Origin of the sequence: Chitinophaga sp. sic0106 (assembly GCF_019219075.1) — a bacterium.
Lineage (GTDB): Bacteria > Bacteroidota > Bacteroidia > Chitinophagales > Chitinophagaceae > Chitinophaga.
This window is the reverse complement of sequence record NZ_JAHUWJ010000023.1, coordinates 68,773-92,334: the sequence shown is the minus strand read 5'-3', so window position 1 is coordinate 92,334 and position 23,562 is coordinate 68,773. Positions and strand designations below refer to the sequence as shown.

Here is a 23,562-nt window from a genome sequence, read left to right as displayed (position 1 = left end):
GCATGAAAGGACATCAGGTAATCACGGAATGGCTCGCCGGTAAAGAGCTGCAACCTTTTCAATTCCAGCAGGAAGCCTGGGAAGCATACCTGCAAGGCAAATCAGGCCTCGTAAACGCGCCCACCGGCTTCGGTAAAACGTTCTCCCTGTTCCTGGGAGCCGTGATCGCGTGGATTGATGCGCACCCCAAAGACTACCAGAAAAAAAAGAAAAACGGCCTGCAGCTCATGTGGATCACTCCACTGCGCGCGCTGGCAAAGGATATTGCCCGCGCCATGTCCGAAGTGCTGGACGAGCTGGGCATCCCCTGGCAGGTAGGCATCCGCAGCGGTGATACCTCCACCGCTACCCGCGCTGCCCAGAAAAAGCAGATGCCGGAAATCCTGCTGATCACACCGGAGAGCATGCACATCCTGCTGGCACAGCGCGACTACCCCGCGCACTTCCAGCACCTGCATACCGTGGTGGCCGACGAGTGGCATGAACTCATCGGCACTAAAAGGGGCGTGCTGGTGGAACTGGCCCTGAGCAGGCTGCGTGGACTGGCCATCCAGGAAAACCGCCCACCCCTGAAAGTATGGGGCATTTCCGCTACCATCGGTAACCTCGACGAGGCCATGCAGGTACTCCTGGGCCCATACCATAACGATGGCATCATCATAAAGGCCCTTTTAAGGAAGAAAATAGCCCTTACCAGCGTTATCCCTACAGAGATGGAGAATTATCCCTGGGCCGGCCATTTGGGCCTTAAAATGCTGCCGCAGGCGATTCCGATTATTAAAGAGAGTCAAACCACGCTACTGTTTACCAACACCCGCTCCCAAAGTGAAATCTGGTACCAGTCACTGCTCACCCACTGCCCCGAACTGGCAGGCGCCATAGCACTGCATCACGGCTCTATGGATATGGAACTGCGTGTATGGGTGGAAGAAGCACTCCACAACGGTATCCTGAAAGTGGTCGTGTGTACCGCCAGCCTGGACCTGGGTGTGGATTTTCGTCCGGTAGATACCGTTATACAGGTAGGCAGCCCCAAAGGGGTAGCCAGATTCCTGCAAAGAGCCGGCCGCAGCGGCCACCAGCCCGATGCCGTGAGCAAAATATATTTCCTGCCCACCCATGCACTCGAACTCGTGGAAGCCGCCGCGCTTAAAGCTGCCATGGAACAGGAACTGATTGAAAGCCGCATGCCCGTGCTGCTCGCCTGGGATGTACTGCTGCAATACCTGATGACCCTGGCCGTGTCCGACGGATTTCATGCTACCGACATATGGGAGGAGGTACGGAAAACGTATTGTTACCAACATATCACGCCTGAAGACTGGCAATGGCTGCTGGCCTTCCTCACCACCGGCGGGGAAGCCCTTTCAGGATATGATGAGTTTAAAAAAGTAGAGAGAAGCGGGAACTACTACCGCTGTACCAGCCGCGTGCTGGCCATGCGCCACCGTTTGCACATAGGCACTATCGTCAGCGATGTGATGATGAAAGTGAAATTCCTTTCCGGTGGCTACGTGGGCGTGATAGAAGAAGGCTTCATTTCCCGGCTGCAACCCGGCGAGTCTTTTACACTGGCAGGGCGTAACCTGGAATTTGTAATGACGAAAGACATGACCGCCCTCGTTCGCAAATCGACCTCTAAAAAAACGATTGTACCGTCCTGGCAGGGAGGGCGTATTCCACTGTCATCCAACCTCGGGAAAATGCTCCGCCAAAAGTTCAACGAAGCGCTGAGCCGCCGCACCAAAGATCCCGAGCTGATTGCGCTCCAGCCGCTGTTTCAACTCCAGGAAGACTTATCACATGTACCGAAAGACGATGAACTGCTCATAGAACATATCGATACCAAAGATGGCTATCATCTCTTCTGCTTTCCGTTTGAAGGCCGGCTGGTACATGAAGTAATGGCAGCCCTGCTGGCTTACCGAATCAGCAGGATACAGCCCATTACCTTCTCCATAGCGATGAACGATTATGGGTTTGAGCTCCTCTCCGACCAGCCCATCCCCGTAACAGCGGAGAATGCGAAAGCTTTACTATCGCTCGAAAACCTGAATACAGAACTACAAGCCAGCGTGAACTCCACGGAAATGGCACGCAGAAAATTCAGGGACATAGCCGTAATTGCAGGCCTTATTTTCCAGGGCTACCCCGGCAAAAGCAAGGCCAACAGGCACTTACAAGCATCCTCCTCCCTGATATTCAACGTATTCAGGGATTATGATCCGCACAACCTGCTGCTCCAACAGGCTTTTAACGAAGCCTTCTTTTACCAGATGGAGGAGGCCCGCCTCCGCGAAACACTGGAACGCATCGCCATCAGCAAGATCGTGATCACCCGGCCAGAGCGACTCACGCCCTTCTGCTTTCCTATTAAAGTGGATAGCTTACGGGATACAATGACCAGTGAAAAACTGGAAGACCGCATTAAAAAATTGATCGCCGCAAACGCCTAATAATTGATAATTTGCAGCCTGATTAAAAAAGAGGAAAGCGTGACAGGGGAAATATTCGTTTACCAATCGCAGCACTGGCACCTGTTGCCGGAACGCGCGATCTACTGGCAGGAAGAACAGGCACTCATTATTTCAGATCTGCATCTGGGCAAGGCTACACATTTCAGAAAGGCCGGCATTGCCGTACCTACGGGCATTGTGGAAGAGGATTTGCTGCGATTACAGCGGCTCATCACCCGCCTGCAGCCAACACAGATTATTATTGTAGGTGATATGTTCCATAGCCGGGAAAACAGCGAGGTACAGTATTTCAAGATCTGGCGCCAGCAGTTTCCCCATATCATTTTCCACCTGGTAGTTGGCAATCATGACATTATGCCGGCAGAGATATACGGCAACCTTCAGATCACCACTTCGCCACATCTTACCATCCGCGATATTCACTTTATTCACGAACCCTGCGAAGATGCTAACGGTTACACCTATACGTTTTCTGGGCATCTGCATCCGGGATATGTGATGGCAGGTCCGGCCAAACAGCGTTTGCGGCTTCCCTGCTTTTATTTCGGCCGTCACTGCGGCATATTACCTGCATTTGGCGATTTCACCGGTATGGCCAGCGTAGATGCCTCACCGGGAGAAGCGGTTTTTGTAATTGCCGGACAATCCGTAGTCAGGGCCCAATAAAGTTTTATGAAGATAGCCTTCCATGACGTTTACGTACATCCGTTGCCGGCGGACCATCGCTTTCCGATGGTAAAGTATGAACTGATCCCCCAGCAGCTGCTGCGCGAAGGCATCATTCAGCCGGAGCACCTGTTTGCACCGGCGCCACTGGAGGAAGCCACCATCCTGCTCACCCATGACAAAGCATACTGGCACAAACTGCGGGATCAGCAGCTTACCTACCGGGAACAGCGGGTAATCGGCTTTGAGCAGAGCGGGCAACTGACCCTGCGCGAGATCACCATTGGCCAGGGAACCATCGATATCTCCCTCCACGCCCTGGATCATGGCATCGGCTTTAATGTGGCTGGGGGCACCCACCATGCGTTTGCCGCCAGAGGTGAGGGCTTTTGCCTGTTAAACGATATTGGTTTGGCGGCTAACTACCTGCTGGAGCAGCGCAAAGTGAACCAGGTATTGGTGGTGGACCTGGACGTACACCAGGGCAACGGCACAGCAGCACTCTTTGAAAATAACGCCAGCGTATATACGTTCAGCATGCACGGCGCGCATAACTATCCGTTTCATAAGGAGCGCTCCGATTGGGATATTCCCCTGCCGGATGGCATCACTGACGGACCATACCTTCAGGCACTGAAAGCTGCATTGGAGATTTTGATAAACAAGGTGAGGCCCGATATTGTATATTATTTATCCGGGGTCGATATTCTGGAAACAGATAAGCTGGGTAAGCTGAAAATCACCGCGGCAGGCTGTCTGGAAAGGGACATCCTGGTATTTGACATATTGAAAAAACATGATATACCCGTGGCCGTAGTCATGGGTGGTGGGTATTCGCCAAAGGTGAAAGACGTGGTGGATGCGCACTGCCGGACTTTTAGTGCGGGTATTGATACATACGGCTTTTAGCCGGGAGTTGGACCAGGGCCTGTGGCCCTGGTCCAACTCCCGAAAATCCTCCGGCCAAGCCGGACGATTTTCGGGAGTTAAATAATTTTGCCATCCTTCATTACCAGCTGGCGGTCGCTAAGCGGCGCCAACTCTTCGTTATGCGTAACGATAATGAAGGTTTGGTTCAGTTTTTCGCGGAGTTCGAAAAACAGGTTATGCAGTTCTCTGGCATTGCGGGAGTCCAGGTTACCGGTAGGCTCATCGGCCATTACCACGTCCGGAGAGTTGATGAGGGCACGGGCAACGGCCACGCGCTGCTGCTCACCACCGGACAGGGCACCGGGTTTATGATCCAGCCGGTCCTTCAAACCGAGGGTTTCAAGGAGGAAAACCGCTTTATCCCGGATAATATTTTTGTTAATACCGGCGATATAGCCAGGAATACAAACATTTTCGATGGCGGTAAACTCCGGCAGCAGGTGGTGAAACTGGAAAATAAAGCCAATATGGCGGTTGCGGAAGTCGGCCAGGCGATTGCCTTTCAGTTCCGTCAGGTTCACATCATTGAGCAGGATTTCGCCGGAACTGGGCTGGTCCAGCGTTCCAAGGATGTGCAACAGTGTACTCTTGCCGGCTCCGGAGGAACCAACGATGGTTACTATTTCTCCTTTACTGACAGTTATATCAACTCCCTTTAAAATCGGTAAGTTGGAATAATTTTTGGTGACATTGCGAGCGGTTAGCATAACCCAAAGAAAAGTAAATAACCAATAAAATAGTAAAAGTTGTTTATTTCAAATTAAATAATACTTTTGCGGAAAATTAAAAAAGTAAAAATTTTAATAAGATGTACTGGACATTAGAATTAGCTTCATACCTGGAGGATGCTCCATGGCCAGCTACGAAAGACGAACTCATTGACTACGCAATCCGCTCCGGTGCACCGATTGAAGTGATTGAGAACTTACAGGAGCTGGAAGATGAGGGGGAAATTTACGAAGGTATTGAGGATATCTGGTCCGATTATCCGTCACAGGATGACTTCTTCTTCAATGAAGATGAGTATTAATCGGATAATCCGTTGTTACTTATAGGCTCCTGAGGGTCCTATACCAAAAGAACTGCAGCCGTTCCACCGAGGTGGAGCGGCTATTTTTGTGCCTATTTGAAGCTATTCTTCCATTTATCGGGGTTGACCAAAAGGGGACCTCCTCCCGGGCGGTGCTTCACGCGGTTCTCAGTGCCTTCATTTTAGTTGGTAGCCAGGGGGCATGCGTGCAAAAAAAAGGCCGCTGCAATCGCAGCGGCCTTTTTCATATAGTGATACTATTAAATCATTATTGTTTTTCCATCTGGAGCACTACTCCTTCAGAAACACCGGTGTAAGAGAAACCACCATCGTGGAACAGGTTCTGCATAGTCACCATTTTCGTCAGGTCGGAGAAGAGGGTAACGGCATAGTCAGCACATTGGTCAGCGGAAGCATTACCCAGCGGGCTCATTTCTTCTGCGTAGGTCATGAAACCATCGAAGCCTTTCACACCACCACCTGCAGTTGTTTTAACCGGAGATTGGGAGATGGTATTGATACGTACTTTTTTGTGTACGCCGTAGTGATAACCAAAGCTACGTGCGATAGATTGCAGCAATGCTTTAGCATCAGCCATTTCACCGTAGTCAGGGAATACGCGTTCTGCAGCGATGTAGGACAGCGCAATCACAGAAGACCATTCGTTCAGTGCATCCAGTTTGTAAGCTGTTTGCAGCACACGGTGTAAGGAAATGGCGGAGATATCGAATGTTTTGTGGTTAAAGTCGTAATCCAGATCGGTATAGCTTCTGCCCTTACGAATGTTCATACCCATAGCCACAGAGTGCAGTACGAAGTCAATCTTACCGCCAAAGTGCTCCATGGATTTAGTAAACAGGTTATTCAGATCATCCATGTTGGTTACGTCAGCAGGAATTACCGGTGCATTACAGGTATCAGCCAGCTTTTTGATTTCACCCATACGGAGGGCAATAGGAGCATTGGTAAGCACGATTTCAGCGCCTTCTTCTACACAACGCAGTGCAGTTCTCCACGCGATAGACTTTTCGTCCAAAGCGCCAAAGATGATACCTTTTTTCCCTTTTAATAAGTTATGAGCCATTTGGTCAAAAATTAATTTCGGCAAAAATAGTCGTTATAGTTGAAAAAAGCTATTTGATTTATTTACCGGCCGTTTTCAGGGATTTACCTGTTACCGCACCATTTCGCGGGCATTTTCCAAAGCTGCTGCGGTCGGCTTCTCTCCGCTCAGCATCTGGGCAATTTTGCTGATACGCTCTTCCAGTGTCAGCAGGCGTACGCTGGTGCGTACTTTATCGGCAGCGGCATCTTTATATACAAAGTAGTGTGCATCTGCTTTTCCGGCGATCTGTGGCTGGTGCGTAATGCAAATAATCTGATGCTCTTTGGCAAGGTCTTTCAGGATAACGCCCACCTGTTTGGCCGCCTCACCGGAAATACCGGTATCGATTTCATCGAAGATAAGCGTAGGCAGGTGAACGGATTTTGCTACCAGGGACTTCACGCAAAGCATGATACGACTGAGCTCACCACCGGAAGCTACTTTACCTACCGGCGCAAACTGGTTGCTTTTGTTGGCATCAAAGAGCAGGTCGATGGTATCTTGTCCGTATGCATTCAGTTCTCCGTTTAAGATTTCCACTTTCATGCGGGCGTTGGGCATGCCTACCTGAGCCAGCAGCTCGTTTACTTTTTTCTCAAACGGTTGTGCTGCGGAGGTTCTGGCGGCGGTAATGCCGGCTGCCAGTTCCTGCAGGCGCGTTTTCAGTTCGGTTTGTTGTTGTTCCAGTGCTGCCAGTTCTTCATCGAGGTTAAGTACGCTGGATACTTTTTGTTCCAGGGTAGCCTTGATTTCGAGCAGCTCAGCGGTGGTTTGCACCGCATGTTTTTTGAAGAAGCGGTAGCCCATAGCCATGCGCTCGTTTACCTGCTCAATGCGGGCACCGTCGAACTGCACCTGGTCGCTGATGTGGTCAATGTCGCCGGCAATGTCCTGCAGCTCAATATAAAGGGATTGCATCCGTTCTGCTACCGCTGGCACATCTTTATGAAATGCGGAGATAGTTTGCAGGGACGATTGCATTTGTTTGAGCTGTTGCAATACCGGCTGCTCATCTTCTTTTAGCTGGAAGTAAACGCGGCTGAGGTTATTTTTGATTTCTTCGGCATGACTGAGTACCTGCAATTCATTATCCAGGTCTTCGATTTCATTTTCCTTGAAGTCAGCCTCTGTGAGCTCATCCAGCAGAAATTTGTTGTAGTCCAGTTCTTTGTTGGCTACTTCTTTGCTATCGAACAGTTCTTTATATTTCTTTTGTACCTGTATGTATTGCTGAAACTGTTGCTGGTATTGCTGTAGCGCTGCAGGTTTGGCAAGTGCGTCGATTACTTCCCGCTGAAATTCGGCGTTGCCGAGTTCCAGTGTATCGAACTGCTGGTGCAGGTCTACCAGGTACTGGCTGAGTGCTGACAGCTGGGAGATATTGACAGGCGTATCATTGACGAAGGCCCTGGACTTCCCGGCAGCACTGATTTCCCGGCGGATGATCAGCTGATCTTCCACATCGAGTTCATGCTCATCCAGGAATACGGATACCTGTCTGTCTTTAAACTGGAAGATCCCTTCCACGTAACATTTTTCTTCTTTATTAAACAGCACGCCGGGGTCTGCTCTTTCACCAAGGATGAGCGAGAGGGCGCCTAGCAGGATAGATTTACCTGCGCCTGTTTCACCGGTGATGACATTCAGGTTTCCTGAGAAGTCAACTTCCAGGTGATCGATAATGGCGTAATTTTTTATAATTAAGCGCTGTAACATAAGTCAGGATAATAAAAAATCTATGCAAGTGCTTTATTTCCTCAGCTGCCGCTTATACGCTGGATCCCAGCTTTAGCGCGCGCGTCGAGGGAATTTTTATAGTCGTGCCCTTTCATATCCATGCATCGCTGATAGCATTGGACAGCTTTGGCTTTTTCGTTTCGTTTTTCGTAGATCATCCCCATTTGCAGGCTGGCGCGGGCGGCATAATATTCAGGCCTGTTGGCGCCAACTTTTACGGTTACATCATACATCTGAATCGCTTTATCATCCTGGCCGGTTTCATCATAGATACGGCCGAGGCGGTAGGCGTATTCGAGCTTTTCATCCATGGCATCAAAATCAGCTGCTTTTTTGGTGAGCAGTAATTTCAATGCATCGCTGAAATAACCACCATCACTGAGCAGGCGTACTTTCAGTAAAAAAGCATTGGGCCATCTGCCACTTTGTGCTTCCTTCAGTGCCTGCTTGTCCGCATCCGTTTCGGTACCGCCTTTGGAGAGTATCATCTCCCTGTACTTATTGGCAGCCCCCTGATTACCTTCCAGGTAATAATACCAGCTAAGTCGTTGCAAACATTCTTTCAGGTAAAACTTCCCTTTAAAGTTGTTGATAAACCTTTCCAGGTAAACGTGTGCATCATCATCGAGCCGGGTGAGCTTCAGCAGTCCGTATACATAATTGTAATACTGGATATCTGCATAATCTCCTGAATCATTTCTTTCCTGTAATACCCTGATTCCGTTGGCGGCTTTCTGGTTATTCATAGAAAGATTAGCCACCATCAGGGCAAAGAGATAATTATTTTTCGTGTCCAGCTGCTTGCGTTGCAAAAACTGCCAGGTATCCTCCGGCTTATTGACCACAAACAGTGTCAGGTAGCAATAGTAGTAATAGGACTCCTCTCTGAAATACCTGGCTTCCGGTGCACTGCTTTCAATAAAATCATTGACGTTGCCCATCCCATCCTTAATACTGCCTTTCATACCCAGTATGTTGGTGATCCACTTATAGCCTTCAGGAATAGTCCCGAAAACGGTTTGCATGGCGCCCAGCAACATTTTGTTAGGCATAAAGTCCGGAAAGCGTCGTTGATTTTCCTTCAGCGTCATGTAGGCCTTACGTACCTCCCATGCTGCATCCCATTTTTCGTTGAACTTCACTTTTACCATCGCCCAGTGGAACTTGATCGCCGCCTGGGTATACAGGTAGTAAGGGGAGTCCGGTGATCCTTCCGCCATCTTATCAAGGCGGAAGCCACGCATATTTCTTTTCCGTGAGTACTCCGATGGATCTTCATTAAAGAACAACGGAAAAAAATCAGCGTAATCATCCAGAAAATAAGGCATCAGGTTATCCGGATGCTCCTTTTTTTCTGCTTCCAGCAAAGCCTTTCCGGCATTGATACGCAGTTGCATGATGGCATCATACGCCTGCTCACACCGGGCATTAAAGTCATATACTTTCGGACCCGCACTAACGTTCAACGCTACACTCAGTACCAAGATTATTGAAACTACGATTCGCATACCGACAAAATTCCTGAAATTAAAGGTCATCATTTGATCAAACAATTCACAATTCTCAAAGTTGCCTTATTCCAGCGAATTTCCTGCCACAAATAAAAAGAACTTGTACGCATGCTATATGCGCGGAGCAATAAATTACAGCAAAACTAATATTTTTAGTAACATGCCGCTAATTATATTAGTTTATTTTTTTTATTTTCAGGGAGATACAAATGCCCCTTTGCCAAAGTGCTCAGGCACCTGCCCAACCGGAATGGCTATACGCAGTTCCAACGTCTGCATCAGGCAGACCGTAAAGGCAAAAAAAAGACCTTCGCAGCATGCGAAGGTCTTTTATAAAAAACTTTAAGTCAGTGCTTAGATAGTCACAGAAGCTTCCAGGTCGTTGTCAACCAGGATACGTCCGCAATGCTCACACACAATGATTTTCTTGTGCTGACGGATTTCCGCCTGACGCTGAGGAGGAATTGCGTTAAAGCAACCACCGCAGGAATCACGAACAATAGTTACCACGGCCAAACCGTTACGGTAATTTTTACGGATTTTTTCGTAAGCAGCAAGTAAGCGCGGATCAACTTTACCACGTGCTTCATCACTCTGCTTTTCGTATTCGTTTTCTTCTTTCTCAGTTTCGGCAATGATCTTTTCCAGCTCACCTTTCTTGTGCTTCAGGTTAGCTTCTTTATCGCCAACTGCTTTTTTAGCACCTTCCAGCACACGGCTCTTTTCCTTGATCTCTTCGTTGGCATCCTTGATATGCTTTTCTGCCAACTTGATTTCGAGGTTCTGCATTTCCACCTCTTTGGTAATTGCCTCAAACTCGCGGTTGTTCTTCACATTGTCCTGCTGCTTCTCATATTTCTTGATCAGCGCTTCCGCATCTTTAATAGCCGCTTTCTTGTTGGAAACAAAATCCTGGATACCCTTGATCTCATTCTCAATGTGTGACTGACGGGTATTCAATCCCTCGATCTCATCCTCCAGGTCTTTTACCTCAATCGGCAACTCCCCTTTCAGCACCTGGATCTCATCCAGCTTGGAATCAATCTTCTGCAATCTGAGCACAGACGCTAATTTTTCTTCAACGGAGTATTCTTTTACGGTAGCCATGTATTATAAATAATTTACCGGGTTTGTTTTAATCGTAGATTTAAGAGGCGCAAAATTACGGAATTTTTCAGTCAATATATGATAAAATAATTCTACTGTAAACTGCTCGCTCTCAAAATGTCCAATATCTGCTATAACTATTTGATTATCAGCATCAAAAAATTCATGATACTTGAAATCCGAGGAAATGTATACATCCGCACCAGCACCTATAGCCCGCTTTAATAAAAAGCTGCCCGCTCCCCCACACAACGCCACCCTGCGCACCTTCTTACCCCTAAGATTCGTATACTTTACACATCCGGCCCCAAAACGCTCCTTTACCAGCCTCAAAAACTCCAGCTCATCCATATCTGCCGGTAACTCGCCTATCAGGCCAGAACCTACTTCATTATATGTATTGTCCAGATTTACAATGTCATATGCCACCTCTTCGTAAGGGTGACTCGACAACAGTGCGGAAATCACACGACCTTCCAAATATAACGGAAAAATCACTTCCAACTTCGTTTCCTTTTCAAAATGTCGCTCCCCCACCTGGCCCACATAAGGGTCCGTACCCACACCGGCCTTAAACGTGCCCTCACCGGCGCCATTGTAACTACACTCGCTATACTGCCCTATGTGCCCGGCACCCGCCTCAAAAAGGGCCACCCGCACCTTTTCCGCATCCCCCTCCGGCACAAATGTGTATAACTTCTTCAGCAACCCCTTCTTCGGCTGCAATACCCGGCACTTTTCCAGCCCCAGCCGCGCCGCCATCTCCGCACAAACGCCATTACGCACATTGTCCAGGTTTGTATGCGCCGCATACACCGCCACCTCATGCCTGATCGCCTTAATCGCCACCCGCTCCACATAATTACTCCCCGTAATCTTCTTCAGCCCCCCAAATACAATAGGATGATGCGCCACCACCAGGTTACAGCCACGCGCAATCGCCTCGTCGATCACCTCCTCCGTGGCATCCAGCGTCAGTAACACATTCGTCACCTCCCTGGAAGCATCCCCGAAAAGCAAGCCCGCATTGTCATAACTCTCCTGGTATTGTAACGGCGCGAAACTTTCTATCGCCTGAATAATCTCTTTTATCTTCATAATGGGTAAAAATTAATGGTTCATTCGGGTCATCCCCTACATTTGTAAAAAAATATAAGTTATGCCAGGAAGCAAATCTACAGCAGAACAATATGCGGCGTACAAACTAAAGATGCAAAAAATTGCAGACGTCAGAAATGCCATCGCCGTACTCGGATGGGACCAGGAAACCTACCTGCCCGAAAAAGGCGCCGGTTTCAGAGGTCAGCAGATCACCACCCTCAGTACCATCGCACATGAACTGTTCACCTCCCCGGAGCTGGGAAACCTCCTGCACGAACTGCACAACAACCCGGAACTGGATGCTGTTCAACAGAAAAATATTCATCTCTCCCTGGAAGACTACGATAAAAATAAAAAATACCCGGCAACGCTCGTGGCAGCATTATCTGAAGCCACCAACCAGGCCTACCACGCCTGGATAAAAGCCCGCAAAGCCAACGACTATAACATCTTCGAACCGGCACTGGCCCGCATGGTGGAACTGAAAAAACAGGAAACCGCCATCCTCGGCTATAACGACCACCCCTACAACGCCCTGCTCAACGAATATGAAAAAGGCGCCAATGTAGATATGCTCGATACCATCTTTGCAGAAGTTAAAACAGCCCTATCCCCGTTACTGGAGGATATTGCGAAACAAACACCTGCCCGGCGCGACTTTCTGCATCTCCATTTCGATCGCGACAAGCAATGGAAACTCGGCATTGACCTGCTCAAAGAAATGGGCTACGATATGAACGCCGGCCGCCAGGATATCTCCGAGCACCCGTTCACCACCAGCTTCAACCCACTGGATGTACGCGTAACCACCCGCATCGATGAAAAGGATTTCAGCAACATGACCTGGAGCTGCATCCACGAAGGCGGCCATGCCCTCTACGAACAAGGACTGCCTACCGAACAATACGGCCTCCCCTGCGGTGAAGCCGCCAGCCTCGGTATCCACGAATCACAATCCCGCCTCTGGGAAAACAACGTGGGCCGCAGCCTCCACTACTGGAAATTCCAATACCCACGCATACAGGCGCTGTTCCCCGAACAACTAGGCAACATATCCCTGCAGCAATTCTATAAAGCCATCAATCACGTACAACCATCACTGATACGCACTGAAGCGGATGAAATCACCTACCACTTCCATATCATGATCCGGTACGAAATTGAAAAAGGACTCATCGATGGCTCCATCAGCACTAAAGACCTGAATAAAACCTGGAACGACTACTACCGTCAATACCTACACGTAGAAGTACCCAACGACGCCCAAGGCGTACTCCAGGATATCCACTGGTCCCACGGCAGCTTCGGCTACTTCCCTACCTACTCCCTGGGAAGCTTCTATGCTGCACAGTTCTTTACCACCGCACAAAAACAGGTACCAGACCTCGACGCCAGCATTGCCAGCGGAAATTATCAGCCGCTGCTCGATTGGCTGCGTAATAATATTCATCCCTTCGGCAGATTTTACACATCCAATGAGCTGTGTAAGAAAATCACCGGAAACCAACTGCAGTTCAGCTATTTCCTGGACTATGCCGCAGGGAAATTTTTATAATCAGGCATCCCGGAAAGTAAGAAAGGGCCAGCAGCCCTTTCTTACTTTCCGGGAGTTAGCTTTGCCAAAGGCACAGCTAACTCCCGCCCATATGTAGCATTGATTATTTCATCATCGCATTCAGTTCCTCCTTACTCACAACCCCCGTAAGCCTTCCCTGCTCCTCTCCATCTTTATAAATAATAAAAGTAGGCAACTTAGCTGCATTAACAGACTGCATCACCTCTGTATCATTACCACCATCTACTTTTACCAGCTTCACATCTTTCCGCTCACGCAGCAGCGCCTGCAACACCGGCTCCATTTGCTTACACGGCGGGCACCAGGCAGCACCCACATCTGTAAGCACCCAGCCTTTTGTTTGCACCTCCTGTAAATAAGTGCTGATCCCCATCTGCGGCTGTTGACCCTTCGCTCCCGATACTGTCATCCCTGCCTGCTTCCAGGCATTGATGCCGCCTTCCAGCTCCACCACATTGGTGAAACCATTTTCACGCATCCATTTGGCGGCCGCGCTACTCCTGCCTCCACTCAAACAGTAGATGTATACCGGCTGGTCCTTGTGCAGGTACTTCACCCGGTCCAGAAACTCGTCTTTCCTGGTATAATCGGCCTGTAGTGCATTGGGTAAATAGCCGGTTCTGAACTCCGCTGCCGTACGTACATCGAATACCTGTACACCCGGCTGGGCAATATCCCTGGCAAAGGCAGCTGCATCCTCCCGCTGTTTGTCCTGGGCAAAAACGCCCAAACCTGCCAGCAACAGGACGGATATGGTCAACAATTTTCTCATAAACAATCTCTTATTTCGGTATAAAATTAATAAATACTTCCGTGCCCTGCCGGGCAGGGTGGGAATTGTAACATGCTTCCAGGGTATATAACTCAAAATGAGGGGAAAATATTTCCCGGTATTCGTTAATATCTCCCCCAAACGGTGGACCCTCCTTCGGAAACTGCCGGTTAAACAACACACCGGCCAGGTGCCCGCCAGGTGCAATCAGGCTACGCATATGCAACACATACTGCCGGCGCAAACCCGGCTCCAACGCACAAAAGAAAGTTTGTTCCAATACAAGGTCATACGGTGCCGCATGTACGAAAAAATCACCCTCCAATACCTTGATCCCCGTACCCTCAAAACGCTGCCGCAACCGCTCCGCCACCACCGGTGCAATATCCAGCACCGTAACATCACTAAACCCCTGCTGATGCAGGTAATCCGCCTCATAACTGTTGCCACCACCAGGAATCAGTATACGCAAATCTTTATTCTCCAATTGATCAATATATGCTTTCAACGGCGGCGATACCATCCCCATATCCCAGCCAGTTTCATTATTCAGGTAACGGTTGTTCCAGTATTGACTATCCATGATTTTAATTTAAGTGCTGCTTCAATTTACAGATATAATATAGCTATACCGATTATTATATTATTTTTAACCCACTAACATACCTATGACCTGCCTGCAAAGGCCACCTATGCCATGAAAAACTTTTATTGTCGTATAACCATAACAGTGAGTATCTTACTGTTATTAACATTTGCCAATTGTCAGGCGCAAAACGTGTCGATCAGTGCAAATAAAACCAGCGGCTGCGTACCTTTACTGGTGAGCTTTTCCGCCACACTCGACCCGGGATATACCAGCTACGAATGGACGTTCGACCAGGGCGCCGGTATCAATAACATGCTGGCACCCATGAAAACTTTTGATGTTCCTAAAACATATAAAGTCAACTTCACCGCCGTATATCCATCAGGGCCCGTTACCAGAACACTGGATGTAGTTGTACACGACGTACCTGCACCCAGCTTTACAGGACCTGCCACAGATGCCTGCCAGTTCACCACGCTCGCTTTCACCGACAACTCCACCACCCCCGATGGTAACATCACTTCCATTGAATGGGATATGGGCGATGGCACCCTCTTGACAACTGAACAGGGAAAAACCGTGAGCCACAAGTTTAACGCATCGGGTACCTATAACGTTAGCAGCATCGCCATCAACAACTGGGGATGCCGCGCCAGCAGCGCTCCAATACCTGTCCGCATCAGAACAGCACCGGATAAGCCCGACTTCCAGGCCGTTAAAGCCAGCAGTTGCACCGCCCCCTTTGATGTCATGTTTATCAATAAAACACCAGACCCCAACAAAGAATTTACGTTTACTTACGATTATGGCGACGGTACCACCGGCACCAGTGCCACACACCAATACAGCCAGCCGGGCAAATATTCGGTAACATTGACCGCCACCAATGGCGACTGCCAAAGCAGCAACACCATCACGGACTATATCAGCATCGGCAACCTTAAGGCATCGTTTACCTATTCCAACTCCTGCATGGGTCAAACTGTGCAGTTCACCAATACCTCCACACCTGCGCCATCCTCCAGCATATGGACCTTCCCGGATGGCAGCACTGCCACCACGCAGGATGCCACCCATGGCATAGGTGTAAGTGGCCAGCAGGTGGTACTATCCGTAACATTAGACGGCTGCTCGGATGTTGTTATACTGCCGATTACCATGTATGATAATCCTACGGACCGGCCCACCGTTACACCTAACAATACCTGCCAGTTGCCAACAGCTACCCGGTTTACTGTTACAAACAGTAACGCCACTTCCTGGTCGTGGACATTTGACGATGGAACACCCCCATCTACCGAACAAAATCCAGTACATACCTTTACACAAAACCGGGCCTATAATGTGGTAATGAACGCCACTACCGACCATGGCTGTACCGTCAGCCTTCCGTTGGCAGTAGATTATTCCCTGCCCACTGTAGAAATTATGGCAGAAAGGCTGGACAGCTGCCTCCCTTTTAATGCCAGGTTATCCACACGCGTTACCGGCAGACCCTATGAGCCTGTTGTGGATTACAATTGGAATTTTGGTGACGGCACCACCGGCACAGGCCCTAACCCAACGCACCTGTACACCACAGAAGGTATATTCAATGTAGTATTAACTTTTACTACTGCCAACGGCTGCCAGGGCACCTCCAACATCACACTCAGAGCAGGCCGCAAGCCGGTAGTGGACTTTACCGCCACCCCGCTGACCGTATGTGCGAAAGATCCGGTACAGTTTACCAACCGCTCCGTACCTCCCGGCCAACAATGGCTATGGACATTCCTGGAAGATATAGATGACCCGAGAACACCGCAAAACGATATATACAGTTCAGTAGAAAATCCCGAGCATTATTTCCGCGCCATCGGCCTGCATGATGTAAGGCTGATTGTGGATAACTACGGTTGCAGGGATACGCTTATTAAAACAGATTATATCAACGTAAATCCACCTATTGCAGAATGGGCTACCACAGTGGATTGTACCCAGCCGGCATACAGGAAATTTACTGACATGACAAACTGGGGCAACAATCCCGGGGCTCCTAAAAACTATCTTTGGGATTTCGGGGATGGCACTACCAGTACAGATCCCGGGCCAGCACATACCTACACGAAGCAAGGCCGTTTTTATGTGTCCCTGAAAGTAAATAATGGTGATTGCGATAATGAATTCGGCGACAGTGTAATCATTGTAAACCAAACGCCGGCGATCACCACCAACCTCGCGTCAGTATGTGTGGGGAAAAGTCTTACCCTCACCGCTACTATCCCGGCAGACACCCTTCAGCAAGGATACTTCATTAACTGGGGAGATGGTACACAGGATTATAAAACCGGCTGGGATCAGCCAGCATTGCATCAGTACAACGTTCCGGGGGAATATAAAGTGCAGGTGAAAACCACAGATCTGAACAATTGTGTAACCGAATCAAGCATCGCAGATGTAACGGTGAACGGTCCTATTCCTGATTTTACCTTCACTGGCAAACTATGCCGCAACAGCGATATCCTGTTTACCGATAAATCCGGTATGAACACAGGCAATGCACTCACCACATGGAATTGGAATTTTGGAGATAACAGTACCGATGTAAGCGCTACCACACCGCCGGTGGATGTAGCACACCAGTATACAAGAGATGGCAGTTTCCCTGTTACACTAACGGTAACGGATAAGTTCAATTGCGCGGCAAGTATCACGAAACAAGTGCAGCTGGATAATCACAAAGCAGCCTTTACTGTTACCAGTACAGAGCCCTGCCTCAATGAATCCCGCGTGTATTACAACACTTCCACCGGTTACAATACTGTTGCATGGGATTTTGGAGATGGCACTACCAGCACGGCTTTATACCCAGGTAAAAGCTTTACTGCGCCTGGTACCTACGACATTAAACTGAAAATCACTTCTCCTTCCGGTTGTGTGGATGAAACCACGCAAAAAGTTAGGGTCCCTGATCCGAAAGCGGATTTTGTGTTACCGGAAACCTTGTTACCTTGCCCGCCGGCCAATGTAACGCTTACAAATACATCCATTGATTTTATCCGCTCCAGGTGGGACTTTGGTGATGGTACCAATACCGGCAACAATAACCCTGACGGACATATTTATTCCCGCCCGGGGACCTACAATATTGTGCTGACCGTTTATACCCGCGAAGGTTGCAGTAATCAGATCAGTAAGTCTATCACTATTGACGGACCTAACGGCACGGCCACCGCAGGTCCGGATCATGGCTGTGCTCCGCTGGAAATGAACATGACAGCTACGGCTACCAAAACGGTGAAATATGCGTGGGACTTCGACGATGGTTTGGTAGAAATAACAACTACACCGCAGTCGCCCAAACATATATATGCTAACGGTGGTATCTATACGCCGCGGGTGATCCTCATTGATGCGAAGGGCTGCGAAGTACCGGCTATCATCAACGATAAGGTAATTGTGGATAAACCGGTGGCTGATTTCAGTATTGATAATTCTGCTGCGTGTGGGGGTGGTTTGGTGAGATTTACAAATCTCTCCAAAACGCTGACAGAGGAACAGCTTGGCATGCCCCTGAGCAGCACCTGGGATTTTGGAATGCCTGGCAACCCGGGTAATACCAGCACCATCCGCCACCCTTCGTTTAACTATCCGAATCCAGGTAAGCATGCCATCAACCTGAAAATCGTCACCGCTTATGGTTGTACAGCAGAAGCCACAAAGGAGCTGACCATACCTACGCAGCCACGTGCAGCAATAGATCCCATAGGAGATATTTGCCAGGGCTTTTCCACTACCATTACAGGCCATGAAATTACCGGCCAGGCGGATGCCAAATGGCAATGGAATATTGCACCTGATATTAACACCACCCAGCAAACACCGATCAGTTACGAAGCAAACATTGCCGGCATAAAACCAGTGCAGCTCACAGTTACCAATGCAGATGGCAGCTGCCCGGATGTAGCCGGTACACAGTTTACCGTACAGGTATCACCCCTATTGGCGCCTACGCCCAACAAAGTGAATGTATGCCGTGGCACACCGCTCCAGCTGATGGCTAATTCAGAAGCCAATGCCACCGTGCTTTGGACTAATTACAACATCAGTGATCCTACCAGCCACTCCCCATTGGTAACGCCCGACAGAGATACCTCGTACACCGTAACGGCTACTAACCCTTACGGTTGCACGAATACAAAGATTATCAGTCTTACCGTTACGCAACCTATCACCGTCCAAACTACGGACGGGGTAATCTGTGATGGTACTTCTACCAGGCTGATGGCCACCGGTGCCGACCGCTATCAATGGACACCTGCTGCTACTTTGAGCGACGCTAATATTCCTGATCCGATTGCGCGACCAACGGTATCTACCGATTACACCGTAACCGGCCAGGATAAATACAACTGCTTTACTGCTTCTGCTGTGTCGCATGTGATCGTACACACTTCACCTACGGTGAATGCAGGACCGGATATCACTACCTCCAACGGTAGTATTATTCCGATGCGGCTGGAGTTAAGCGAAGATGTAACCACCGTACGATGGACCCCGCAGGATGGGCTTAGCTGCAGCGTTTGCGCCAATACTACCATTACGCCCAAAAACGATGCTACTTATTATATCGAAGTAACTAACCGTTACGGCTGTACGGCAAAAGATGAGCTGAATCTGAAAATTGTGTGCGACAATGCTAACATCTTTATTCCTAATTCCTTTAGTCCTAACCGCGATGGCGTCAACGATATTTTCTATATCCGCGGGCGCGGCGCGCAGGAAGTGAAATCGTTTAAGATTTTCAACCGCTGGGGACAGCTGGTTTACGAGCGGTATAGTTTTACTACCAACGACAGTAGCAAGGGCTGGGATGGCACCTTCAAAGGGCAGGCTGCCAACCCGGACGTATATGTGTACTTTACGGAGGTGGTTTGCGATAAAGGTGGCGCGCAATTACTGAAAGGGAACATCACTTTATTAAAATAATTAATTGATAATCAATCTACAATAGATACAACAGGTCGTTTATTATTTTTTTCATTAATTTGTGGTCTGATTTATGAAAAACCGCCCGAACCTATGAAATATCCTTTCAGGACATTATTGTTACTGTTAGTGTTGTTATTTGGAGGAAAGCTCTATGCGCAGCAGGCCAACTTCAACTACACTGCTTCACCGTCAACATTATGCTCACCTGTAACCGTAACATTACAGAACACCACCACTGGTTCTCCGGTAATGTACACCTGGGATTTCGGGGATGGCAGAACCTCACACGACTTAAATCCACAGATCACCTATACAACGGGCGGGTTAAAACGTATTACCCTCACGGCAAAATATTATAATACAGAAAGCAGCTACTACAGGGAATTTACCGTTGCCGGCACTCCGGTTCCTGATTTCAGGGCAGATGTTACCCAAAGCTGTAAAGTGTATACCGCTAATTTCACTGATCTCACGCCGGATGGCGCGGTCAGAACCTGGACTTTTGGAGATGGCAGTGCACCTGTTACCACCACTGCCGCCACCGTGGCACATGCGTATACCAAGGCAGGTAAATTTGATGTAACGCTGAAGGTAGCTAACGCAAACGGATGTACGCAGCAAATGGTAAAAGCTGCCTATATAAACATTTCGCTACCGGAAGTAAGCATCAGTGCACCGGTGGCAGGCTGTGTACCGTTCCTGGCTGCGCTTACCGCCACATCGGCCAATACCACCAATGATCCGGTAACCGGCTACACCTGGGAGTTTGGAGATGGCGTTACACAAAACGGCAATGCTGCCATTACGCACACCTATGCGCAAACGGGGAGTTACAACGTGACCCTTACCGTAAATACCAGCAGTGGCTGTGTAATCAAAAAAACTTTCGACCGCCAGGTTCGCGCAGGGAACCCACCTGCCAACGTCAGCTTTACTGCAGCTCCTACCGCCGCCTGTACGGGCGAGCCGGTACGGCTCATTGCCAATGCGCAGTACGCGGATACCTACAGCTGGGATTTTGGTGATGGCACCCAGCAGGAAACTACTTCCAACGATATCAGGCACAGCTTCAATGCCAACGGCAACCTTACCGTACAGCTGAAAGCCGGCAGCAACGGCTGTTACACGGCAGCTACGCCGGTGCCGGTAACTATCAATGGCCCGGTATCGGCATTTACCTATACCAGGAACTGCAGCAACAAAAGCGAATTCAGTTTCACCAACACCAGCACCAATACCACCGCCAATTCCACTTATCAGTGGGATTTCGGGGATAACAGTGCTGTTGAAACCTCCAGGGACGCTGTACACAGTTACACCACCCCTGGTAAATACACGGTGCGGCTCACCGTACAAGACAATAACGGCACCTGTACCCACAGCAGCTTTCAGACAGTATACTACTTCCATGCGGATTTCACCACTGGTGTGAGCGCTATTTGTCGCGGCAGCAATGCCACCTACGAAGTACTGAACGTGCCACTGGAACTGGTAGCCAGCTATACCTGGACTTTCGGTGACGGCACTACGCAGAATACTAACGCACAAAGCTATACGAAAAACTGGCCCGCCACAGGGATATACGATGATCAGCTGACTATCCACTACAGCAATCCCGCTTATTGTGATGACGTAGTGCGCAAAACAGGCAACATCAGCATACTGGCGCCGGTAGCCAATTTTAACCTTTCCGGCGGCACATGTGCAGGTCAGCCGGTTGCTTTCAGCAATACTTCGGTTACATCTCCCAATATCCCCCTAACCAATTGGCAATGGGACCTCGGTAACGGGCTGGCGTCCGCATCCCAAACACCACCTGCCACCAAATACAGCGCCAGCGGTAATTACAGCGTAAAGCTGGTGATCACCGATGCCCGCAACTGTATGGATAGCATCACCAAAACCGTGACGATCAATCCATCACCTTTCCTGAAAGTAAACGCTACCAATCCAAAAATATGTGAGGGTGCCGGTACGGCCCTGAATGCCATTACTGACGGGAATGTGCAGTGGTTAAGCACTGATAATATCAGCTGTACCTATTGCAATGCACCGGTAGTATCTCCCGTAACCTCCACAAAATATGTAGCAGAAGCAACTAACGCTTACGGCTGTACGATGCGTGATTCACTGGACATTACCGTGGTACCTAAAACCAATATCACCGTGGCTGCCAGCGATATTATCGTTTGCTATGGCAGCAGCACAAAATTACAGGCCACCGGCGCTGCCCTCTACAACTGGACACCGCTGGACGGGCTCACCAACAACAAAATTGCAGATCCTATCACCACGCCCACGCAGGATATCACCTACCAGGTAACCGGTACCAATGATCCTATGTGCCCATACAGCGCACCTGTAACGGTAAAAGTGAGTGTAAAACCAACGCCCGAAGTAAACGCCGGCAAGGATCAGACGATATCTGTGGGTAGCACCACCACCCTCATGGCCACCGGCTCGCTGGATGTGATAAAATGGGAATGGTCGCCGGCGGAATACATCAGCTTCCCTTACAGTCCGGTAACCACTGCCAGTGTACGTAAACCGATGACCTACAGCATTACCGGCACTAACCGTTTCGGCTGTACGAAAATTGATGTAATGGAAATAAACCTGGTATGCGGCAGCGATGCCATGTTTATCCCTAACAGCTTCAGTCCCAATGGTGACGGCGTCAACGACGTTTTCTACCCACGTGGAAAAGGGATCAGCTTCGTGAAGTCGCTCCGGGTATTTAACCGCTGGGGACAAGAAGTATATCACCGTGAAAAATTCAATACCGACGATATCAGCAAAGGCTGGGATGGCAACTTCAAGGGTCAGCCGCAGTCGGCCGATGTATACATTTATTTCCTGGAGGCTTATTGCGATACCAACGAACTATTGCAGCTGAAAGGCAACTTAACCTTACTGAGATAACATCATAACCTGGATACATGAAACACCTGTACCGATTTCTGCTTATATCGTGCATGGCCCTCTGCGGAACGGGCGTCCTGGCGCAGGACATCCATCTGTCACAATTCTATGAAACGCCTATCCTGCGTAATCCGGCGCTGATAGGGATTTTTAATGGAGATGTCAGGGTGCAGGCGGTATACCGCAACCAATGGAACCAGGTGACAATTCCGTATCAGACCGGGAGTTTGAGTGGAGAAATCAAGTTCCCGGTGGGTAACGCCAACGACTATGTGACCACTGGTTTGCAGCTGACTTACGACCGGGCGGGTACCAGCAGGCTACAGTCCACCCAGATACTTCCGGCGATCAACTATCATAAGTCGCTCAACGCTGACAAGGCCAGCTTCCTTTCCCTGGGCTTCATGGGCGGATTTGTGCAGCGGCAGTTTGATCCGGCAAATATGACTTTCGACAACCAGTATACTGGTGGCCGCTTTGATCCGTCCATGGCTACCGGCGAGGAGGGCAAGCTGGCTTTAAGGGGCTATAGTTATTTGGATGCCGGTGTGGGCCTGAGTTATAATAGCGTGATCCGGGAGGAGGTGAATTACTATATAGGTGTTGGCTACTTCCATTTCAACAGTCCGAAGGTTTCATTCTATAATGATAAATCTATCATGCTCAATCCTAAAATCACGTTCAATGCGGGTATCTCTATTCCGCTGGAGGAAAGAGTTAAGCTGGTGGCGGAATACAACCAGTTGCATCAGGGCAGCTATTCCGAATATATCGGGGGAGCCATGTTACGTTATGCGTTGATGGATCAGGGGTTGGAGTCTACGAAAGGCATATACGGCGGCCTCTTCCTTCGCTGGAACGACGCGTTGATTCCGACGGTGAAACTGGATATGGATAAGTACGAACTGGGGATGAGTTATGACGCGAATATTTCACAGTTGAGGACGGCAAGTCAGAGTTTCGGGGGATTTGAGATTTCGCTGGTGTTCAAGGGCTTCCTCAACAGCCGGAACAGCACGCTTGAAAGCGTGAATTGTCCAAGATTTTAATTCGGACAACGAATTGAAT

16 protein-coding genes are annotated in these 23,562 nt (G+C 49.1%); 8 read left to right on the top strand and 8 right to left on the bottom strand.

Annotation, left to right across the window (positions count from 1 at the left end; all coding sequences use genetic code 11):
- Positions 1–2 precede the first annotated feature (2 nt).
- From KW844_RS25290 to KW844_RS25280, 3 genes are read left to right on the top strand one after another with little or no spacing between them, the layout of a single operon-like run.
- Entirely contained in the window at positions 3–2,456 is a 2,454-nt protein-coding gene (locus tag KW844_RS25290) for a ligase-associated DNA damage response DEXH box helicase (protein WP_218379576.1), read from the top strand.
- A 39-nt stretch (positions 2,457–2,495) separates the two neighbouring features.
- Positions 2,496–3,143 carry a ligase-associated DNA damage response endonuclease PdeM gene (pdeM, locus tag KW844_RS25285; protein ID WP_218379575.1) on the top strand — a complete coding sequence of 216 codons (648 nt, stop codon included), beginning with the start codon at positions 2,496–2,498 and terminating at the stop codon, positions 3,141–3,143.
- A gap of 6 nt (positions 3,144–3,149) precedes the next feature.
- A complete protein-coding gene (locus tag KW844_RS25280; protein WP_218379574.1) occupies positions 3,150–4,052 on the top strand; it encodes a histone deacetylase in 903 nt (300 codons plus the stop codon).
- 77 nt (positions 4,053–4,129) lie between these two features.
- Here the strand turns inward: KW844_RS25280 and KW844_RS25275 are convergent, their stop codons facing one another.
- On the bottom strand, positions 4,130–4,780 hold the full coding sequence (locus KW844_RS25275; RefSeq protein ID WP_218379573.1) for an ABC transporter ATP-binding protein: 651 nt from the start codon (positions 4,778–4,780) through the stop codon (positions 4,130–4,132).
- A gap of 101 nt (positions 4,781–4,881) precedes the next feature.
- Between KW844_RS25275 and KW844_RS25270 the strand changes: the two genes are divergently transcribed.
- Complete coding sequence (locus KW844_RS25270; protein ID WP_012794455.1) at positions 4,882–5,103, top strand: DUF2795 domain-containing protein; 222 nt, start codon at positions 4,882–4,884, stop codon at positions 5,101–5,103.
- Between the two features lie 268 nt (positions 5,104–5,371).
- On the opposite strand, the gene KW844_RS25265 is transcribed toward KW844_RS25270, so the two are convergent.
- The 5 genes from KW844_RS25265 to KW844_RS25245 all read right to left on the bottom strand — a co-directional run bounded on the left by KW844_RS25265 (position 5,372) and on the right by KW844_RS25245 (position 11,661).
- The gene (locus KW844_RS25265) at positions 5,372–6,187 is read right to left on the bottom strand and encodes an enoyl-ACP reductase (protein WP_218379572.1); all 816 of its coding nucleotides are present in this window, start codon (positions 6,185–6,187) and stop codon (positions 5,372–5,374) included.
- A 90-nt stretch (positions 6,188–6,277) separates the two neighbouring features.
- Positions 6,278–7,924, bottom strand: a complete 1,647-nt coding sequence (recN, locus tag KW844_RS25260; protein ID WP_218379571.1) for a DNA repair protein RecN — start codon at positions 7,922–7,924, stop codon at positions 6,278–6,280.
- Between the two features lie 41 nt (positions 7,925–7,965).
- Positions 7,966–9,453, bottom strand: coding sequence for a lipopolysaccharide assembly protein LapB (locus KW844_RS25255; RefSeq protein ID WP_218379570.1), 1,488 nt, complete (start codon positions 9,451–9,453; stop codon positions 7,966–7,968).
- A gap of 357 nt (positions 9,454–9,810) precedes the next feature.
- Positions 9,811–10,563 carry a zinc ribbon domain-containing protein gene (locus tag KW844_RS25250; RefSeq protein WP_218379569.1) on the bottom strand — a complete coding sequence of 251 codons (753 nt, stop codon included), beginning with the start codon at positions 10,561–10,563 and terminating at the stop codon, positions 9,811–9,813.
- Positions 10,564–10,566: 3 nt separating this feature from the next.
- The gene (locus KW844_RS25245) at positions 10,567–11,661 is read right to left on the bottom strand and encodes a Nif3-like dinuclear metal center hexameric protein (RefSeq protein ID WP_218379568.1); all 1,095 of its coding nucleotides are present in this window, start codon (positions 11,659–11,661) and stop codon (positions 10,567–10,569) included.
- A 61-nt stretch (positions 11,662–11,722) separates the two neighbouring features.
- On the opposite strand from KW844_RS25245, the gene KW844_RS25240 reads away from it, so the two are divergent.
- Complete coding sequence (locus KW844_RS25240) at positions 11,723–13,219, top strand: carboxypeptidase M32 (protein ID WP_218379567.1); 1,497 nt, start codon at positions 11,723–11,725, stop codon at positions 13,217–13,219.
- A gap of 103 nt (positions 13,220–13,322) precedes the next feature.
- Here the strand turns inward: KW844_RS25240 and KW844_RS25235 are convergent, their stop codons facing one another.
- Positions 13,323–14,012, bottom strand: coding sequence for a rhodanese-like domain-containing protein (locus KW844_RS25235; RefSeq protein WP_218379566.1), 690 nt, complete (start codon positions 14,010–14,012; stop codon positions 13,323–13,325).
- A gap of 10 nt (positions 14,013–14,022) precedes the next feature.
- Positions 14,023–14,595 carry a methyltransferase domain-containing protein gene (locus KW844_RS25230; protein WP_218379565.1) on the bottom strand — a complete coding sequence of 191 codons (573 nt, stop codon included), beginning with the start codon at positions 14,593–14,595 and terminating at the stop codon, positions 14,023–14,025.
- A 147-nt stretch (positions 14,596–14,742) separates the two neighbouring features.
- On the opposite strand from KW844_RS25230, the gene KW844_RS25225 reads away from it, so the two are divergent.
- From KW844_RS25225 to KW844_RS25215, 3 genes are all read left to right on the top strand, one after another.
- Positions 14,743–19,569 carry a gliding motility-associated C-terminal domain-containing protein gene (locus KW844_RS25225; RefSeq protein ID WP_218379564.1) on the top strand — a complete coding sequence of 1,609 codons (4,827 nt, stop codon included), beginning with the start codon at positions 14,743–14,745 and terminating at the stop codon, positions 19,567–19,569.
- Between the two features lie 93 nt (positions 19,570–19,662).
- A complete protein-coding gene (locus tag KW844_RS25220; RefSeq protein WP_218379563.1) occupies positions 19,663–22,494 on the top strand; it encodes a PKD domain-containing protein in 2,832 nt (943 codons plus the stop codon).
- 17 nt (positions 22,495–22,511) lie between these two features.
- Positions 22,512–23,543: a PorP/SprF family type IX secretion system membrane protein gene (locus KW844_RS25215; RefSeq protein ID WP_218379562.1), complete on the top strand. Its 1,032-nt coding sequence runs from the start codon at positions 22,512–22,514 to the stop codon at positions 23,541–23,543.
- The last annotated feature ends 19 nt before the right edge of the window (positions 23,544–23,562 follow it).

Bases quoted from the DNA above. Each gene is read 5' to 3' on its own strand.
- KW844_RS25290 (WP_218379576.1), top strand. From the start codon at position 3: ATGAAAGGACATCAGGTAATCACGGAATGGCTCGCCGGTAAAGAGCTG.
- KW844_RS25280 (WP_218379574.1), top strand. From the start codon at position 3,150: ATGAAGATAGCCTTCCATGACGTTTACGTACATCCGTTGCCGGCGGAC.
- KW844_RS25275 (WP_218379573.1), bottom strand. From the start codon at position 4,780: ATGCTAACCGCTCGCAATGTCACCAAAAATTATTCCAACTTACCGATT.
- KW844_RS25270 (WP_012794455.1), top strand. From the start codon at position 4,882: ATGTACTGGACATTAGAATTAGCTTCATACCTGGAGGATGCTCCATGG.
- KW844_RS25265 (WP_218379572.1), bottom strand. From the start codon at position 6,187: ATGGCTCATAACTTATTAAAAGGGAAAAAAGGTATCATCTTTGGCGCT.
- recN (WP_218379571.1), bottom strand. From the start codon at position 7,924: ATGTTACAGCGCTTAATTATAAAAAATTACGCCATTATCGATCACCTG.
- KW844_RS25255 (WP_218379570.1), bottom strand. From the start codon at position 9,453: ATGCGAATCGTAGTTTCAATAATCTTGGTACTGAGTGTAGCGTTGAAC.
- KW844_RS25250 (WP_218379569.1), bottom strand. From the start codon at position 10,563: ATGGCTACCGTAAAAGAATACTCCGTTGAAGAAAAATTAGCGTCTGTG.
- KW844_RS25245 (WP_218379568.1), bottom strand. From the start codon at position 11,661: ATGAAGATAAAAGAGATTATTCAGGCGATAGAAAGTTTCGCGCCGTTA.
- KW844_RS25240 (WP_218379567.1), top strand. From the start codon at position 11,723: ATGCCAGGAAGCAAATCTACAGCAGAACAATATGCGGCGTACAAACTA.
- KW844_RS25235 (WP_218379566.1), bottom strand. From the start codon at position 14,012: ATGAGAAAATTGTTGACCATATCCGTCCTGTTGCTGGCAGGTTTGGGC.
- KW844_RS25230 (WP_218379565.1), bottom strand. From the start codon at position 14,595: ATGGATAGTCAATACTGGAACAACCGTTACCTGAATAATGAAACTGGC.
- KW844_RS25220 (WP_218379563.1), top strand. From the start codon at position 19,663: ATGAAATATCCTTTCAGGACATTATTGTTACTGTTAGTGTTGTTATTT.
- KW844_RS25215 (WP_218379562.1), top strand. From the start codon at position 22,512: ATGAAACACCTGTACCGATTTCTGCTTATATCGTGCATGGCCCTCTGC.